This is a genomic window from Arthrobacter sp. 7Tela_A1, assembly GCF_049311065.1.
In the GTDB taxonomy this organism is placed as follows: Bacteria; Actinomycetota; Actinomycetes; order Actinomycetales; family Micrococcaceae; genus Arthrobacter_B.
In genome coordinates this window covers 13,826-29,736 of record NZ_JAXIOO010000009.1, presented here as the reverse complement: position 1 = coordinate 29,736, position 15,911 = coordinate 13,826, and the positions used below count along the sequence as shown (strand labels likewise).

Annotated in this window: 12 protein-coding genes and 1 pseudogene; 10 read left to right on the top strand and 3 right to left on the bottom strand. The window is 65.1% G+C overall.

Annotated elements, in window-relative coordinates; genetic code table 11:
* Positions 1 to 15 precede the first annotated feature (15 nt).
* The 7 genes from TVB01_RS05810 to nrdR all read left to right on the top strand — a co-directional run bounded on the left by TVB01_RS05810 (position 16) and on the right by nrdR (position 8,284).
* Positions 16 to 306, top strand: a complete 291-nt coding sequence (locus TVB01_RS05810; protein ID WP_227897127.1) for a YggT family protein — start codon at positions 16 to 18, stop codon at positions 304 to 306.
* Positions 307 to 462: 156 nt separating this feature from the next.
* Complete coding sequence (locus TVB01_RS05805) at positions 463 to 1,125, top strand: DivIVA domain-containing protein (RefSeq protein WP_422454842.1); 663 nt, start codon at positions 463 to 465, stop codon at positions 1,123 to 1,125.
* A gap of 147 nt (positions 1,126 to 1,272) precedes the next feature.
* Positions 1,273 to 1,842, top strand: coding sequence for a signal peptidase II (lspA, locus tag TVB01_RS05800; protein WP_227897125.1), 570 nt, complete (start codon positions 1,273 to 1,275; stop codon positions 1,840 to 1,842).
* Positions 1,835 to 2,770: an RluA family pseudouridine synthase gene (locus tag TVB01_RS05795; RefSeq protein WP_422454839.1), complete on the top strand. Its 936-nt coding sequence runs from the start codon at positions 1,835 to 1,837 to the stop codon at positions 2,768 to 2,770. Before lspA ends, TVB01_RS05795 begins: the two co-directional genes overlap by 8 nt.
* A gap of 30 nt (positions 2,771 to 2,800) precedes the next feature.
* Positions 2,801 to 6,340 (top strand): DNA polymerase III subunit alpha, encoded by a 3,540-nt coding sequence (dnaE, locus tag TVB01_RS05790; RefSeq protein ID WP_422454838.1) that lies wholly within the window; start codon positions 2,801 to 2,803, stop codon positions 6,338 to 6,340.
* A gap of 13 nt (positions 6,341 to 6,353) precedes the next feature.
* The gene (hisD, locus tag TVB01_RS05785) at positions 6,354 to 7,718 is read left to right on the top strand and encodes a histidinol dehydrogenase (protein WP_422454836.1); all 1,365 of its coding nucleotides are present in this window, start codon (positions 6,354 to 6,356) and stop codon (positions 7,716 to 7,718) included.
* A 68-nt stretch (positions 7,719 to 7,786) separates the two neighbouring features.
* A complete protein-coding gene (gene nrdR / locus TVB01_RS05780) occupies positions 7,787 to 8,284 on the top strand; it encodes a transcriptional regulator NrdR (RefSeq protein WP_227897121.1) in 498 nt (165 codons plus the stop codon).
* Between the two features lie 122 nt (positions 8,285 to 8,406).
* Here nrdR and ppgK read toward each other — a convergent pair.
* Positions 8,407 to 9,162 (bottom strand): annotated as a pseudogene (gene ppgK / locus TVB01_RS05775) (polyphosphate--glucose phosphotransferase); the annotation flags it as partial.
* 24 nt (positions 9,163 to 9,186) lie between these two features.
* On the bottom strand, positions 9,187 to 10,065 hold the full coding sequence (gene map / locus TVB01_RS05770; RefSeq protein WP_422454834.1) for a type I methionyl aminopeptidase: 879 nt from the start codon (positions 10,063 to 10,065) through the stop codon (positions 9,187 to 9,189).
* Positions 10,066 to 10,168: 103 nt separating this feature from the next.
* Here map and TVB01_RS05765 point away from each other — a divergent pair, with 103 nt between their 5' ends.
* The gene (locus TVB01_RS05765; RefSeq protein ID WP_227897118.1) at positions 10,169 to 10,333 is read left to right on the top strand and encodes an SPOR domain-containing protein; all 165 of its coding nucleotides are present in this window, start codon (positions 10,169 to 10,171) and stop codon (positions 10,331 to 10,333) included.
* Between the two features lie 44 nt (positions 10,334 to 10,377).
* Here the strand turns inward: TVB01_RS05765 and panB are convergent, their stop codons facing one another.
* Complete coding sequence (gene panB / locus TVB01_RS05760; RefSeq protein WP_422454833.1) at positions 10,378 to 11,232, bottom strand: 3-methyl-2-oxobutanoate hydroxymethyltransferase; 855 nt, start codon at positions 11,230 to 11,232, stop codon at positions 10,378 to 10,380.
* 238 nt (positions 11,233 to 11,470) lie between these two features.
* On the opposite strand from panB, the gene TVB01_RS05755 reads away from it, so the two are divergent.
* On the top strand, positions 11,471 to 12,811 hold the full coding sequence (locus TVB01_RS05755) for a glutamine synthetase family protein (RefSeq protein WP_422454831.1): 1,341 nt from the start codon (positions 11,471 to 11,473) through the stop codon (positions 12,809 to 12,811).
* 19 nt (positions 12,812 to 12,830) lie between these two features.
* Entirely contained in the window at positions 12,831 to 15,854 is a 3,024-nt protein-coding gene (locus tag TVB01_RS05750; RefSeq protein WP_422454829.1) for a bifunctional [glutamine synthetase] adenylyltransferase/[glutamine synthetase]-adenylyl-L-tyrosine phosphorylase, read from the top strand.
* Positions 15,855 to 15,911 lie beyond the last annotated feature (57 nt).

The window sequence follows — 15,911 nt, the reverse complement described above, 5'->3', positions numbered from 1 at the left end:
GAAACGAAAACACGCGTGAGTATTATTTTTGCCCTGCTGTATCTGGTGCTGATGCTTTTCCAGCTCGCACTGATACTGCGCATCGTGTACGACGCGGTCCAGATGTTCGCCCGTCAGTGGCGTCCCAAGGGACCTGCCCTGGTCCTGGCCACGGCCGTCTACGGTGCCACTGACCCACCCGTTCGGGCCCTGCGGCGGATCATTCCTCCGCTGCGTCTGGGCGGGGTATCCCTGGACCTTGCGTTCCTGGTGCTTTTCATCGTCGTAGGCATCGCCATGCAGATCGTGGCTGCCGCCGGCACGTAGTACCTGCGGCCCGGAGACCCGGTTCGTAACGGGAACGCAAAAGATATAATGTGAAAATTATATTGATTTGATCCCTGATTTTATGTTCGAGTTCTGTAACTAGGCTCACCCTGCCAGACAGCAGGTGGAGCCTGATAACCAGTATGAGGTGACCAGATGGCTCTGACGCCAGAAGATGTTGTCAACAAGCGGTTCCAGCCGACTAAGTTCCGTGAAGGCTACGACCAGGATGAAGTGGATGACTTCCTCGACGAAATCGTTGTGGAACTCCGCCGCCTGAACGCCGAGAACGAAGACCTGCGCCGGCAGCTCGCCGAAGCAGTGGCAGGTGCCCCCGCAGGCAACCAGGTCCCTGCACCGGTGTCCGCGGCTTCGAAGACCGAACAGGTTTCCCAGCCGGTCAAGGAAGAGAAGAAGCCCGAGCCTAAGCCGGAGCCCAAGGTCGAGGCTCCCAAGGCCGAAGCACCGCGTGCCCAGGAGGCACCTTCTTCCGCCGCCAATCCGGCTGAGTCCGCGGCGGGCATCCTGGCAATGGCCCAGAAGATGCACGACGACTATGTCAGCGCAGGCGTTGAGCAGCGCGACAAGATCATTGCCGAGGCGCAGATCGAAGCCAGCGGCCTGGTCACGGAGGCACAGGAGAAGAGCCGCAAGATCCTCAGCTCCCTGGAACAGCAGAAGGCACTCCTGGAGCGCAAGGTCGAGCAGCTGCGCGGCTTCGAGCGTGACTACCGCACCCGCCTGAAGGCCTACATCGAAGGCCAGCTGCGCGACCTCGATTCCCGCGGTTCCGTAGCCTCGGAGACGGCTGACGCGTAAGCGAACGCCCATATCCGTCTGGACGGATATAAATCAGGATTAGACTGGTTACAGAACCACGGGCCGGTGGCCGGGCCGGCCCGGCCGGCGGGCCCGTGGCGTTTTGGCCCTGTCCCGGGCCGCCCAGGTCCCGAAAATGAAAGCATCATGACTGACTCCCCGAACGCACCTGCCGAGCAGCCCCAGCCTCCCGTGCGCCCCAAGGCTGCCCTGACCCGCTACGCCCTGATCATGGCCTGCTGCGCCCTGGCTGCGTGGGTGCTGGACCAGCTCACGAAGATCTGGGTCGTCTCCACCATGACCGAAGGCCAGGTCACCGACGTGCTGGGCTCGGTGCTGCGCTGGCACTTCATCCGCAACCCCGGAGCGGCGTTCTCCATCGGGACGGATTACACCTGGGTCTTCACCATCATCATGGTGGTGGTCTCCGGATTCCTCATCTACCTCATGTTCCGGCTGCGGTCCCTGGGCTGGTCCATCGCCCTGGGGCTCGTGCTGGGCGGGGCTCTGGGCAACCTGACGGACAGGCTCTTCCGCGAGCCGTCGTTCGGCCAGGGGCACGTCGTCGACTTTATTGCCCTCCCCAACTTTGCCATCTTCAACATTGCCGACTCTTGTGTGGTTTCGGGCGTCATCCTGGTCTGCCTGCTGACGCTGCGCGGAATCAATATGGACGGCACCCGGGCCACCAGCAGCAAGGACGCTGCAGATGCCTGAGATCCACGCCGCGTTCACCATCGGCGAGGAGCATGACGGCGGCAGGGCCGACGCCGTGCTGGGCACGCTGCTCGATATCTCCCGTTCCACTGCCGCCAGCTGGTGCGCGGAGGGGTGGCTGACCCGCGCGGGCAAACCTGTGGCCAAGTCGGACCGCCTGCGGGCCGGCGACGTCGTGGCCGCCGACGTGCCGGAGCTGCCGGACCCGCTGGCCGTCGTCGTCGAACCCATCGATGACCTGAAAATCCTTGGTGACGATGAGCACTTCGTCGTCATCGACAAGCCCGTGGGGGTTGCGGCCCACCCGTCTCCTGGATGGGTTGGCCCCACCGTCGTGGGCGGCCTCGCCGCCGCCGGCTACCGCATCTCCACCTCCGGTGCGGGGGAGCGGCAGGGAATTGTGCACCGCCTCGACGTCGGAACCTCCGGCGTGATGGTGGTGGCCAAGACCGAACACGCGTATAACGTGCTGAAGCAGGCCTTCCGGGACCGCACGGTGGAGAAGGAATACCACGCCCTGGTGCAGGGGCTGCCTGATCCGCTTGAAGGAACCATCGACGCTCCCATCGGCCGCCATCCCGGACACGACTGGCGCTTTGCCGTCATCGACGGGGGGCGGGACTCGGTCACTCATTACAAGGTCCTTGAGGCCTTCGGCCGCGCATCACTGGTGGAAGTACACCTCGAAACCGGGCGGACACACCAGATCCGTGTGCACTTTTCCGCCCTCCGCCACCCGTGCGCCGGCGACCTCACGTACGGCGCAGATCCCCGTCTTGCCGCGGAACTGGGCCTGACCAGGCAGTGGCTGCATGCCCGGAAGCTGGGCTTCACTCATCCCGGAACCGGGAACTGGGTCGAGTATGAATCTGCCTACCCCCAGGACCTGCAGTACGCGCTCGACGCGCTGGAACGCGGGGACGTCTAGACGGGCGCTGCGCGCCCCTAGAATGGTTAGGTGGCTTCAGCAACTAGTTCGTCCAAATCGTTTGTCCATCTTCACAACCACACCGAGTATTCGATGCTGGACGGTGCCGCCAGGCTGACCGACCTCTTCAGCCATGCCGACGAACTGGGCATGAATGCCCTGGCCACGACGGACCACGGGTTCGTCTTCGGGGCCTTCGACTTTTGGAACAAGGCACGCAACTCCGGGATCAAGCCGATCATCGGCGTCGAGGCCTACCTGACGCCGGGGACGGCGCGCCAGGACAAGACCCGTGTGAAGTGGGGCGACGGCGGGCGGAACGATGTCTCCGGCGCCGGCGCCTACACGCACATGACGATGTGGGCCGAGACTACCGAGGGCATGCACAACCTGTTCCGAATGTCCTCCCTGGCCTCCCTGGAGGGCTACCTCTACAAACCGCGGATGGACCGGGACCTGCTGCAGACCTACGGCAAGGGCCTGATCGCCACGACCGGCTGCCCGTCCGGGGAAGTTCAGACGAAGCTTCGGCTGGGCCTCTACAAGGAAGCTGTCCAGGCGGCGTCCGATTTCCGGGACATCTTCGGCAAGGACAACTTCTTCTGTGAGCTGATGGACCACGGGCTGGATATTGAGCGCAATATCCAGGCTGACCTGATCAAGCTTGCCAAGGAGCTGGGCCTCCCGCTGGTAGCCACGAACGACCTCCACTACACCCACGCCGAAGACGCCTCCGCGCACGCGGCGCTGCTCTGCGTGCAGTCCGGTTCCTCCTTGGCAGATCCCAAGCGGTTCAAGTTCGACGCCGATGAGTTCTACCTCAAATCCCCGGACGAGATGCGCTCAATCTTCCGCGACCACCCGGACGCCTGCGACAACACGCTGCTCATCGCCGAGCGTTGTGACGTCGAGTTCAACACCAAAGCCAACTACATGCCGCGGTTCCCCACCCCGGAGGGCGAAAACGAGGAATCCTGGTTCGTCAAGGAAGTCGAGAAGGGGCTGCAGAAGCGCTACCCGGGCGGCATCTCGGACGACGTGCGCAAGCGTGCCGACTATGAGGTCGGCATCATCGCCCAGATGGGCTTTCCGGGATACTTCCTGGTGGTGGCCGACTTCATCAACTGGGCGAAGAAGAACGGCATCCGGGTTGGCCCGGGCCGTGGTTCCGGCGCAGGCTCCATGGCCGCCTACGCCATGGGGATCACCGATCTGGACCCGCTGCAGCACGGCCTGATTTTCGAACGGTTCCTGAACCCGGACCGTGTGTCCATGCCCGACTTCGACGTCGACTTCGATGACCGGCGCCGCTCCGAAGTGATCCATTACGTCACGGAGAAGTACGGCGACGAGCGCGTAGCCATGATCGTCACGTACGGCACCATCAAGGCCAAGCAGGCCCTGAAGGATTCCTCCCGCGTGATGGGTTACCCCTTCTCGGTCGGAGAACGCCTGACCAAGGCCATGCCGCCGGATGTCATGGGCAAGGGCCTGTCCCTGGCCGACGTGCACAACAAGGAAGCCAAGCGCTACGGCGAGGCCGAGGAACTGCGCGAACTGCTGCGCACCGACCCCGATTCCCAGCGCGTGTTCGAGACCGCCCTGGGGCTTGAAGGCCTGAAGCGCCAGTGGGGCGTGCACGCCGCCGGCGTCATCATGTCCTCAGACCCCCTGATCGACATCATCCCGATCATGAGGCGCGAACAGGACGGGCAGGTCATTACGCAGTTCGATTACCCCACCTGCGAAGGCCTGGGGCTGATCAAGATGGACTTCCTCGGCCTGCGGAACCTGACGATCGTCTCCGACGCGGTGGAGAACATCAAGAACAACCGCGGCGAGGACCTGGTCCTGGAAGACCTTCCGCTGGATTTGAAGGAAGCCTACGACCTCCTGGCCAGCGGTGACACGCTCGGTGTGTTCCAGCTCGACGGCGGTCCCATGCGGTCACTGCTCAAGAGCATGCGCCCGGACAACTTCGAAGACATCTCGGCCGTCATCGCCCTGTACCGCCCGGGGCCCATGGGCGCGAACTCGCACACGAACTACGCCCTGCGCAAGACCGGCCAGCAGGAAATCACCCCGATCCACCCGGAGCTCGAGGAACCGCTCGCGGAAATCCTGAACACCACCTACGGCCTGATTGTCTATCAGGAGCAGGTTATGGCTATCGCCCAGAAGGTGGCAGGGTTCAGCCTCGGCCAGGCAGATATCCTCCGCCGCGCCATGGGCAAGAAGAAGAAGTCCGAGCTGGACAAGCAGTACGCCGGCTTCCACCAGGGCATGGTGGACCGGGGCTACTCGGAAGCGGCCATCAAGGCGCTCTGGGACATCCTGCTGCCGTTCTCCGACTACGCCTTCAACAAGGCCCACTCCGCGGCCTACGGCGTGGTGTCCTACTGGACCGCCTACCTCAAGGCCAAGTACCCGGCCGAATACATGGCTGCCCTTCTCACCTCGGTGGGGGATGACAAGGACAAGCTGGCCATGTACCTGAACGAGTGCCGCAAGATGGGCATCACGGTGCTGCCGCCGGACGTCAACGAATCCTCCGTGAACTTCACCCCGGTGGGCAAGGACATCCGCTTCGGCATGGGCGCCATCCGCAACGTCGGCACCAACGTTGTCCAGGCCATGGTGGGCGCCCGCGAGGAAAAGGGAGCCTTCACCAACTTCAAGGACTTCCTCATGAAGGTCCCTGCCGTGGTCTGCAACAAGCGGACCATCGAGTCCCTGATCAAGGCCGGCGCGTTCGACTCCATGGGTCATGCCCGCCGTCCGCTGGCCATGATCCATGAAGAGGCCATCGATTCTGTCGTCGTGCTCAAACGCAACGAAGCAGTGGGGCAGTTCGACCTGTTTGCCGGCATCGGTGAAGCGGAGCCCGAGGCGTCCATCAGCATCGACATTCCCGACCTGCCCGAATGGGAGAAGAAGGACAAGCTCTCCTTTGAGCGGGACATGCTGGGACTCTACGTCTCCGACCATCCGCTGCAGGGCCTGGAAGGCATACTCAGCCAGCACGCCGACTCCTCGATCACCTCGATCGTCAGCGAGGAAGGTCCGGCGGACGGTTCCATCGTCACCATCGCGGGAATGATCACGTCCCTGCAGCGCCGCATCGCCAAAAACAGCGGCAACGCGTACGCGCGCTGCGAGATCGAGGACCTGGCCGGGTCCATGGAGGTCATGTTCTTTGGCCAGGTCTACGGGCCGATCGCCGCTGTCCTTGCCGAGGACCTGATCGTCGTTGTCCGCGGCCGGCTGCAGCGGCGCGACGACGGCGCCGTCACCTTGAACGCGCAGGAACTGACGGTCCCGGACCTCAGTGAGGGGCATTCGGGTCCAGTCGTTATTTCGATGGCGACCTACAAGGCGACCGAAACCGTGGTGACGCAGCTCCGCGACGTGCTTCGCACCCACCCAGGAACCTCGGAGGTCCAGATCCGGCTCAACGGCAGCCGCACCGTGGAGGTCATGAAACTGGGCGTGGACATGCGGGTGAACCCGACGCCGTCGCTCTTTGGTGACTTGAAGGTGCTCCTGGGCCCCGCATGCCTCGATGCCTAGGTAGAATGGACCCGTGACTTCTTCCACTCCTGATGTTCGTCCTGACCTGCTGTTTCCTGCCCTCCGCACGCTGGACCTTCGCGGAAGGCAGCTCTCTGCCGCAGAACTGAAAGCGGTCATGCCGCGTGCCGAGACCACAACCGACGTCGCGTCGGATGCGGTCGCCGCGATCATCAGCGATGTGCGCGCCCGCGGGTTCGCCGCGCTCTCGGAACTGGCGGCAAAGTTCGACGGCGTTGAGCTCGCCCATCCGCTGGTTCCCCGCGAGGCCCTCCGCACGGCATTGGAGGAACTCGACCCGGCCGTACGCGCCGGCCTCGAAGAGTCGATCCGCCGTGCCCGCATCTTTGCCGAAGCGCACCGCCCGGCCGACGTGGAAGTCGATATTGCCGACGGCGCGAAGGTCACCCACCGCTGGGTTCCGGTCAACCGGGTGGGACTCTACGTTCCGGGCGGACTGGCCGTCTATCCGTCCTCCGTGGTCATGAATGTGGTGCCGGCGCAGGCTGCCGGGGTTGCTTCCCTGGCCCTGGCCTCGCCGCCGCAGAAAGAATTCGGCGGCCTGCCGCACCCCACGATCCTTGCTGCTGCCGAACTGCTGGGGATCGAAGAGGTGTACGCCGTTGGCGGTGCCCAGGCGATCGCCGCGTTTGCCTACGGCATTCCCGCCGGCGATGCCGGTCCCGCACTGGAACCGGTGGACGTCGTCACCGGCCCGGGCAACGTCTTCGTGGCGACGGCCAAGCGGCTGGTCAAGGGCGTCGTCGGCATTGACGCCGAAGCCGGCCCCACCGAGATTGCCGTTCTTGCCGACGGGACTGCCGATCCCGGGCTGGTGGCCGCGGACCTGATCAGCCAGGCGGAGCACGACCCTAACGCCGCGTCCGTCCTCGTGACGGATTCCGAAGAGCTTGCCGGGTCCGTCCGTGCTGCACTGGAAGACCAGGTCGCCTCCACCAAGCACTCAGAGCGGGTCCGCACCGCGCTCTCCGGCGCCCAGTCCGCCGTCGTCCTGGTTGATGGACTGGAGCAGGGTATTGCGGTCTGCAACGCCTACGGCGCAGAGCACCTGGAAGTCCAGACCGCCGACGCCAGGGCGGTGGCCGGCCGGATCACGAGCGCCGGCGCCATCTTCGTGGGCAGCTACAGCCCGGTCAGCCTGGGTGACTACTGCTCTGGTTCAAACCACGTGCTGCCCACCGCAGGCACCGCCGCGTTCTCGTCCGGGCTCAACGTCACGACGTTCATGCGGGCGATCCAGGTCATCGACTACAGCCGGGATGCCCTGAACGAGGTCAGCGCGCATGTCGTGGCGCTCTCACGCGCCGAGGACCTGCCCGCACACGGTGATGCCGTCAGTATCCGGTTCGCCGGGTAAGCTCCCGCAGGAGACTTCCTACAACGGGGTGCCAAGCCCTCACCGCTTGTGCGTGAAAGGACCGAGGAATGTACTGTCCGTACTGCCGGAACGCCGACTCGCGGGTCGTAGACAGCCGCCTCGCTGACGATGGTTCCGCCATCCGGAGGCGCCGCCAGTGCCCCGAATGCGGGCGCCGTTTCAGCACGGTGGAAACCACCAGCCTCAGCGTGATCAAGCGTTCCGGCGTGGCAGAACCCTTCAGCCGCAGCAAGGTCATCAACGGTGCCCGCAAGGCCTGCCAGGGCCGGCCGGTCAGCGAGGACGACCTGGCGCTGCTGGCACAGGAGGTTGAAGAGACCATCCGGGCCTCCGGTGTCGCCGAAATCCAGGCTCATGAAGTGGGGCTGGCCATCCTGCAGCCGCTGCAGAAACTGGATCAGGTGGCCTACCTCCGCTTCGCCAGCGTCTACCAGTCCTTCGAGTCACTGGAAGACTTCGAGACGGCCATTGCCGCGCTGCGGGCCGATTCAGCCCGCGCCGGCAGTGTGCCTGCCGGAGCACAGCGTCCCCTGACGGCCCAGTAGCTAGCCCTCACAAAAAACGAGATGGCAGAAACTGCTGGTTTGGAAGCCCTAACCAGCAGTTTCTGCCATCTCGATGGGGTTACTTGACGTAGTTGAAGTGCAGTGGGGGCGGGGGGGCCGCCACCCACGATTCCGGCGTTGTTCTTCAGGTTGGCCGTGACCATGGGGGTTCGCAGGTCGAGCATCGGCAGGAAGTCCTCGCTGCGCTTGGAGATGCCGCCGCCGATCACGAACAGGTCGGGGGAGAAGAGGAACTCCACGTGGGAGAAGTACCGCTGGAGCCGGTGCGCGTACTCTTCCCAGCTGATGTTGTCCCGCTCCCGGGCGGAGGCGGAGGCGCGGGATTCGGCGTCCACGCCGTCGATCTCAAGGTGGCCAAGCTCTGCGTTGGGAACCAGTGCGCCGTTGGAGATCAGCGCGGACCCGATGCCGGTGCCGAGGGTGATGACCAGGACGGTTCCGGCCACGCCCTTGCCGGCGCCGTAGCGGGCTTCCGCCAGGCCGGCCGCATCGGCGTCGTTCATCACCTGGACTTCGCGGTTGAGCGCCTTGGTGAGCAAGGCATCCACATCGGTGTCCACCCAGCTCTTGTCCACGTTCGCTGCGGAACGGGCAACACCGTGCTGGATGATGGCAGGGAAGGTTACGCCGACGGGGACCTCGGTTCCCGGGCCCTCGGGCCGTGAAGAGAGCTCGGCAACAATCTGCCCGACGACGCCGGCGACAGCCTCAGGCGTGGCCGGCTGCGGGGTGGGGATCCGGAAGCGGTCGCCGATGAGCTTGCCCTTGTTCAGGTCGACGATGCCGCCCTTGATGCCCGTGCCGCCGATGTCGATGCCGATGACGGCATCGTGCTTGTTTTTCTGCTTCTTGGCCATGGTTCTCCAGTGCTAGGCGTTGCGCTACGGCAGGGTCAGGATTTCGGCGCCGCTGTCCGTGACAAGCAGCGTGTGTTCGAACTGGGCGGTGCGCTTGCGGTCTTTGGTCAGGACGGTCCAGTTGTCCTCCCACATGTCCCACTCGATGGTCCCGAGAGTGAGCATAGGCTCAATGGTAAACACCATTCCGGTTTCGATGAGCCGGCTGTACGCCGGTGCGGCGTCGTAGTGCGGGATGATCAGGCCCGTGTGGAAGGCCTCGCCGACGCCGTGGCCGGTGAAGTCGCGGACCACGCCGTAGCCGAAACGCTTGGCATAGGACTCGATGGCCCGGCCGATCACGTTGATTTCGCGGCCCGGCATCACGGCCTTGATGGCGCGCCGCAGCGACTCTGCAGTGCGTTCCACCAGCAGGCGGGACTCTTCGTCGACGTCGCCGGCCAGGAACGTGTAGTTGGTGTCTCCGTGGACCCCGTTGATGTAGGCGGTGATGTCGACGTTGACGATGTCGCCGTCCTGGATGACCGTGGAATCCGGGATGCCGTGGCAGATGACTTCATTGATCGAGGTGCAGACGGACTTCGGGAAGCCCCGGTAGCCAAGCGTCGAGGGATAGGCCTTGTGGTCCAGCAGGAATTCATGCGCGACGGCGTCCAGCTCGTCGGTGGTGACGCCGGGCTGGATGCGGTTGCCAACCTCGACGATTGCCTGGGCCGCAATGCGGCCGGCAATGCGGATCTTCTCGATCGTCTCCGCCGACTTCACCTCTGAGCCGGTGAACTTTGCCGGCGCCTCCCGGTCTACATACTCCGGACGGGGAATCGACGCCGGCACGGGGCGGCGGGGCGAGACCCGTCCCGGCTGCAGGCGTCCAAGGGGTGCAGTGGCAATATTCTGGGGCATAGTATCGATCTTATCGCCAGCGCTCCGTGCCTTCGCATGGGGCCGGCAATGTCCACGGTCCAGCCATCCAAACGGCGCGGACGCACAACCCTGAGGAGGGCCCATGGCCGAGTTCTGGTTCAACGTACAGACCCATGAAGTCGAAGTTGGGCCGCAGTCCGACTGGACGAAGCTGATCGGACCCTACCCCAGCCGAGAGGAAGCCGAACGCGCACTGCAGAAGGTGCAGGCCCGCAACGAGGCCTGGGACCGGCAGGACGAGGACTGAGCCCGGAGCCGAAGCTGTGTCCGGACTGGAAACCGTGTTCCGGACTAAAAGCTGTGTTCCGGACCGGGGAAGGTTCCGCTGCGGACTTCCTCGGCATACTCACGGGCAGCCGTTGAGAGCACCGTCCGGACGTCCGCGAAGGCCTTGACGAAGCGCGGTGCCTTGCCGCCGCGCATGCCCGCCATGTCCTGCCAGACCAGCACCTGTCCGGTCGTCGCGTTTCCGGCGCCAATGCCGATTGTGGGAACCGGCACCGCCGCGTCAACGGCAGCGGCGACGTCGGCGGGAACCATTTCCATCAGCACGCAGAATGCGCCGGCTTCGGCGAGGGCAACGGCGTCGTCGATCACTGCCTGCGCGGCATCTCCGCGGCCCTGCACCTTGTAGCCGCCCAGGGCATGCTCGCTCTGCGGAGTGAAGCCAACATGGGCCATGACGGGAATTCCGGCGGCCGTCATTGCACGGACGTGGCCGGCGTAGTGCGCGCCGCCCTCCATCTTGACTGCCTGTACCCCTGCCTCCTTCATGAGCCGGACCGAGGATTCAATGGCCTGGGCGGGGGAGACCTCGTAGGAACCAAAAGGCAGGTCGCACACGATCAGGGCGCGCTTGGCTCCGGCAGCCACAGACTTGGCGAAAACGATCATTTCGTCCAGCGTGATGGGCAGCGTCGTGTCGTGGCCCATCACGTTGTTGGCTGCGGAATCACCGATCAGCAGGGTCTCGATGCCGGCTTCGTCAAAGATCGCCGCGGTGTACTGGTCATAGGCGGTCAGCATGGCGAACTTACCGCCGGAATCCTTGAGCTGCTGGAGGTAGGACGTACGCACCCGCTTCGGCAGGGCAGGGGCCTGTACCGGGTCGGTACCGTACGGTTTGGGCTGTTCAGCGCTGGTCATGATGTGAGCCTACTAAATGTTGGCGCATACGGACGGGCCCCGCGGACCCCGGCCGGCACGTAATCTCCGGCCACACGCGGGCCGCGGACCGAAAAACCGGTTCCGGCTGGGTAGAGTATTTGCAGGCCGCGCACACCACCGGCCCTATCCCGGTCCGGGCGCTTCCTTGCCGCAGGGGACGGGCACAAGGGTTTCAGATCAGGACCCGCCACAGCGAACCACAGCGAAAGAGGTAAGCATGAACCGCCAGCAGGAATTCGTTCTGCGCACGATCGAAGAACGCGATGTGCGGTTTGTCCGGCTCTGGTTTACCGACGTTGTGGGGTCCATGAAGTCCGTGGCCCTCGCCCCTGCCGAAGTTGAAGGGGCCTTCGAGGAAGGTCTCGGATTCGACGGTTCCTCGATCGAGGGACTGGCCCGCATCTTCGAATCCGACATGCTGGCCCAGCCGGACCCGTCCACTTTCCAGATCCTTCCCTGGCGCGGCGACGCGGAGCAGACCTCCCGCATGTTCTGCGACATCCTGACCCCTGACGGCCAGCCGTCTGCCGCGGACCCCCGCAACGTGCTCAAGCGCCAGCTGGCCAAGGCGGCCGACATGGGGTTCACCTGCTACACCCACCCGGAGATCGAGTTCTACCTCCTGAAGTCCGACCAGCCTGGTCCTGACGGTGAACCAGTTCCCGTTGACCGCGCCGGGTACTTCGACCACGTTCCCGGCGGTGTGGCCCAGGACTTCCGCCGTACTGCGGTGTCCATGCTCGAAGCAGTGGGCATCTCCGTGGAATTCAGCCACCACGAGGCCGGTCCAGGCCAGAACGAAATCGACCTGCGCTACGCGGATGCCCTGCAGACCGCGGACAACATCATGACCTTCCGGACGGTCGTGAAAGAGGTCGCACTGATGACGGACTGCTACGCAACCTTCATGCCGAAGCCGTTCTCCGACCACCCCGGTTCAGGCATGCACACCCACTTCTCGCTCTTTGAAGGCGACTCCAACGCGTTCTTCGAGGCCGGCGCCGAATTCCAGCTCTCGACGACGGCCCGCCAGTTCATGGCCGGCATCCTGCGCCATGCTCCGGAATTCACCGCCGTGACCAACCAGTTCGTGAACTCCTACAAGCGGCTGTGGGGCGGCGGCGAAGCTCCGAGCTACCTCTCCTGGGGCCACAACAACCGTTCTGCGCTGCTGCGCGTTCCGCTGTACAAGCCGGGCAAGGGACAGTCCGCCCGGATCGAATACCGCGGCATCGACTCCGCAGCCAACCCGTACCTGTCCTACGCCGTGCTCCTTGGTGCCGGCCTGAAGGGCATCGAAGAGGGTTACGAGCTGCCCCCGGGCGCCGAGGACGACATCGAGTCGTTGAGCGCGGCCGAGCGCCGCGCCATGGGCCACTCTCCGCTGCCTTCGAGCCTCCACGACGCGATCCGCGTGATGGAGGAATCCGAGCTTGTGGCCGGCATCCTGGGCGAGCAGGTCTTCGAGAATTTCCTGAGGAACAAGCAGGCCGACTGGAACGAGTACCGCCAGCAGGTCACGGCCTTCGAGCTGAAGAAGAACCTGAGCATCCTCTAGCGAAAGCGCCGGTGAGCTGATGAGCCTGACCAGACGCATGATTGCCACCGGGTTTACGGACCTGGAGAAGAGTGAACGCTTCCTCGCTGCCCCCGAGCTGTCGGGGATCGACGAGGAGAGGCTCTTCGCCGGATTTGCCCGGGCCGCGAACCCGGACATGGCGCTGCAGTCCCTGGTCAGGCTCCTGAGCCGCATCCCGTCCCTTGGCGAGCTGGTCAACGCGGAACCGGACGACGCCGAGGCACTGTTCCGGGTGCTGGGCGCCTCGGAGGCGCTGGCGGAGTTTGTCATGCGCCACCCGGAGAACGCGGACCTGCTGGCTTCTAAGCTGCGCGCGGAACCCGGGGCGGTACCGGGCCGGACACTGCGTGCATCGCTGCTGGAATCAGTGGGTGCTGCCGTAGGCCCGAACACGGTGGCAGCGGTGACGGGCACGGAGGCCTATGTCAGCCTGCGCACCCGGTACCGGCGGCACCTGCTGGACCTGACCATCCGGGACCTCGGCGCTGCCTCGCCGGAAGATACGATGCCCGCGGTGGGCCGGGAACTGGCAGACCTTGCTGCGGCTGCACTGGAAGCGGCGCTGGCAGTGTCCCGGGCGGAACTTGCCGCGGCCTTTGATCCGGCCGACGTTGCCGCGGTACGCCTGGCCATCATCGGCATGGGCAAGTGCGGAGCCAGCGAACTCAACTACATTTCCGACGTCGACGTCATCTATGTCATCGAAGCGGCCGGCCTGGATGAAGCGCTGGCAAACCGCATCGGCACTGCCATGGCTGCCGGAGTTTCCCGTGCCATCAACGCCTCGGCCACCGAGCCTGGTCTGTGGGACGTTGACGCGAACCTGCGCCCGGAGGGCAAGGACGGACCCCTGGTGCGGACACTGGAGTCGCACCTGAACTACTACCAGCGCTGGGCGCACACCTGGGAGTTCCAGGCGCTGCTCAAGGCGCGAGCCATCGCCGGTGATCCCGATCTGGGCCGGCGGTACGAGGACGCCGTCGCGCCGCTGATCTGGTCCAGTTCCGAACGGGAGGGGTTTGTGGAGTCCGTCCAGGCCATGCGCCGGCGGGTCACCGACCACATCCCGGCCCATGAGGAAGCCCGGCAGATCAAACTCGGCAAGGGCGGGCTGCGGGACGTGGAGTTCACCGTCCAGCTGCTTCAGCTGGTCCACGGCCGGATCGATGAAAGCCTGCGGGTCCGCACCACGACGTCGGCAATCGCGGCACTCAGCGAAGGCGGATACATTGGCCGCGGGGATGCGGCGGACCTTGATGCGGCGTACCGGTACCTGCGCGTCCTGGAACACCGCATCCAAATGGTCCACATGCGCCGCACGCACCTGATGCCGGAGTCGGATCCGGCGCTGCGTGCCCTGTCCAAGTCCTCCGCCGGTTCCCTGGCCCTGGTCCGGCCGAGCGCCGAGCGTCTGCTGGAGACCTGGCAGCGGACCAAACGGCTGGTCCGCCGGCTGCACGAATCGATCTTCTACCGTCCGCTGCTCAACACCGCCTCCAACCTGTCTGAAGACGAAGTCCGGCTGACGCCGGAAGCGGCGCAGGCACGACTTGCCGCCCTGGGCTACGCGGACCCCAAAGGTGCCATGCGGCACATTGAGGCGCTGACCAACGGCATCAGCCGCCGGGCGGCCCTGCAGCGGCAGTTGCTTCCCGTGCTGCTGGCCTGGCTGGCAGACGGTGTGGACCCCGACGCCGGCCTGCTTGGCTTCCGCCGGCTCAGCGAGTCGCTCGGTGACAGCCACTGGTACCTCGGCATGCTTCGCGATTCTTCCGCGGCGGGGGAGCGCCTGTGCCACATTCTCTCCTCCTCCCGCTTTATCAGCGACCTGCTGGAAGTTTCCCCCGAATCCACGGCGTGGCTGGGCACGGACAAGGACCTTAACCCGCTGGGCTTCGACGCCCTCTGGCAGGAAATACGGGCCAAGATGTCCCGCCACCCCCGGTCCGGAGAAGCCGCGCGCCTGATCCGGCTGATCCGGCGCCGGGAAATGCTCCGGATCGCCGTGGCGGACAGTGCCGGCCTGCTTTCGCAGGAAGAAGTCGGCCGGGCGCTTTCGGACAACGACCGTGCCGCCGTGCTGGGTATGCTGCACACCGCGGAAAACGAGGTCTACAGCTCGGAGGAGCAGCTCACGGACATGCTGGTGGTTGCCATGGGACGGCAGGGCGGCCGCGAGATCGGCTACGGCTCAGACGCCGACGTCCTGTACGTCCACCGCCCGCTTTCCGGCGCAGATCCGCAGGCTGCGCAGAAGCAGGCCGAGCGGATTGTCGGGCTCATCTCATCCCTCCTGCAGCAGCCCTGCCAGCCCGCCGTCCTGGCCGAACGGGTCCTGGAGCTCGACGCCGGACTGCGCCCCGAGGGCAGGCAGGGGCCGCTGGTCCGTACCCTCGATTCCTACCGGGGCTACTACGAACGCTGGTCCCTGGCCTGGGAGGCACAGGCGCTGCTCCGTGCCCGGCCCATGGCGGGCGATGACAGGCTGGGAGAAGATTTCCTGGCCCTGGTCGACCCCATCCGTTATCCCGAATCCCTCGCCAAGGCCGATGTCCGGGAGATCCGGCGCATCAAGGCACGCGTCGAAGCCGAGCGCCTGCCCCGCGGTGCGGACCCCTCCCGGCATATCAAGCTGGGCCGCGGCGGTCTCAGCGACGTCGAGTGGCTCGTGCAGCTGCTGCAGCTGCAGCATGCCCATTCCTACCCAGCCCTGCGGACCACGGCGACGCTGGCGGCGCTGGATGCGATCAGCGACGGCGGGTTCCTTCCGGAAGCCGACGTGCAGATCCTCAGGGAGAGCTGGCTGCTGGCGAGCCGGATCCGTTGTGCAAACGTGATCCGCGGCGGAAGGAACGCCGATGTGCTTCCTTCCTCGCGGCGTGAACTCGAAGCCGTGGCCCGCTGGTGCGGTTACTCCGCAGGTCAGGGCGGCGTGTTGGAAGAACACTACCTCCGGATCACGCGCCGGGCGCGGGGTGTTTTCGAACGCTGGTTCTACGGCTACGGACTCGAAGGGACCTGAGCCCGGAGCCCGCTGTCATTTGGGTGCCCGCATTCCTAGTAGTCTTTTTGGTGGCGT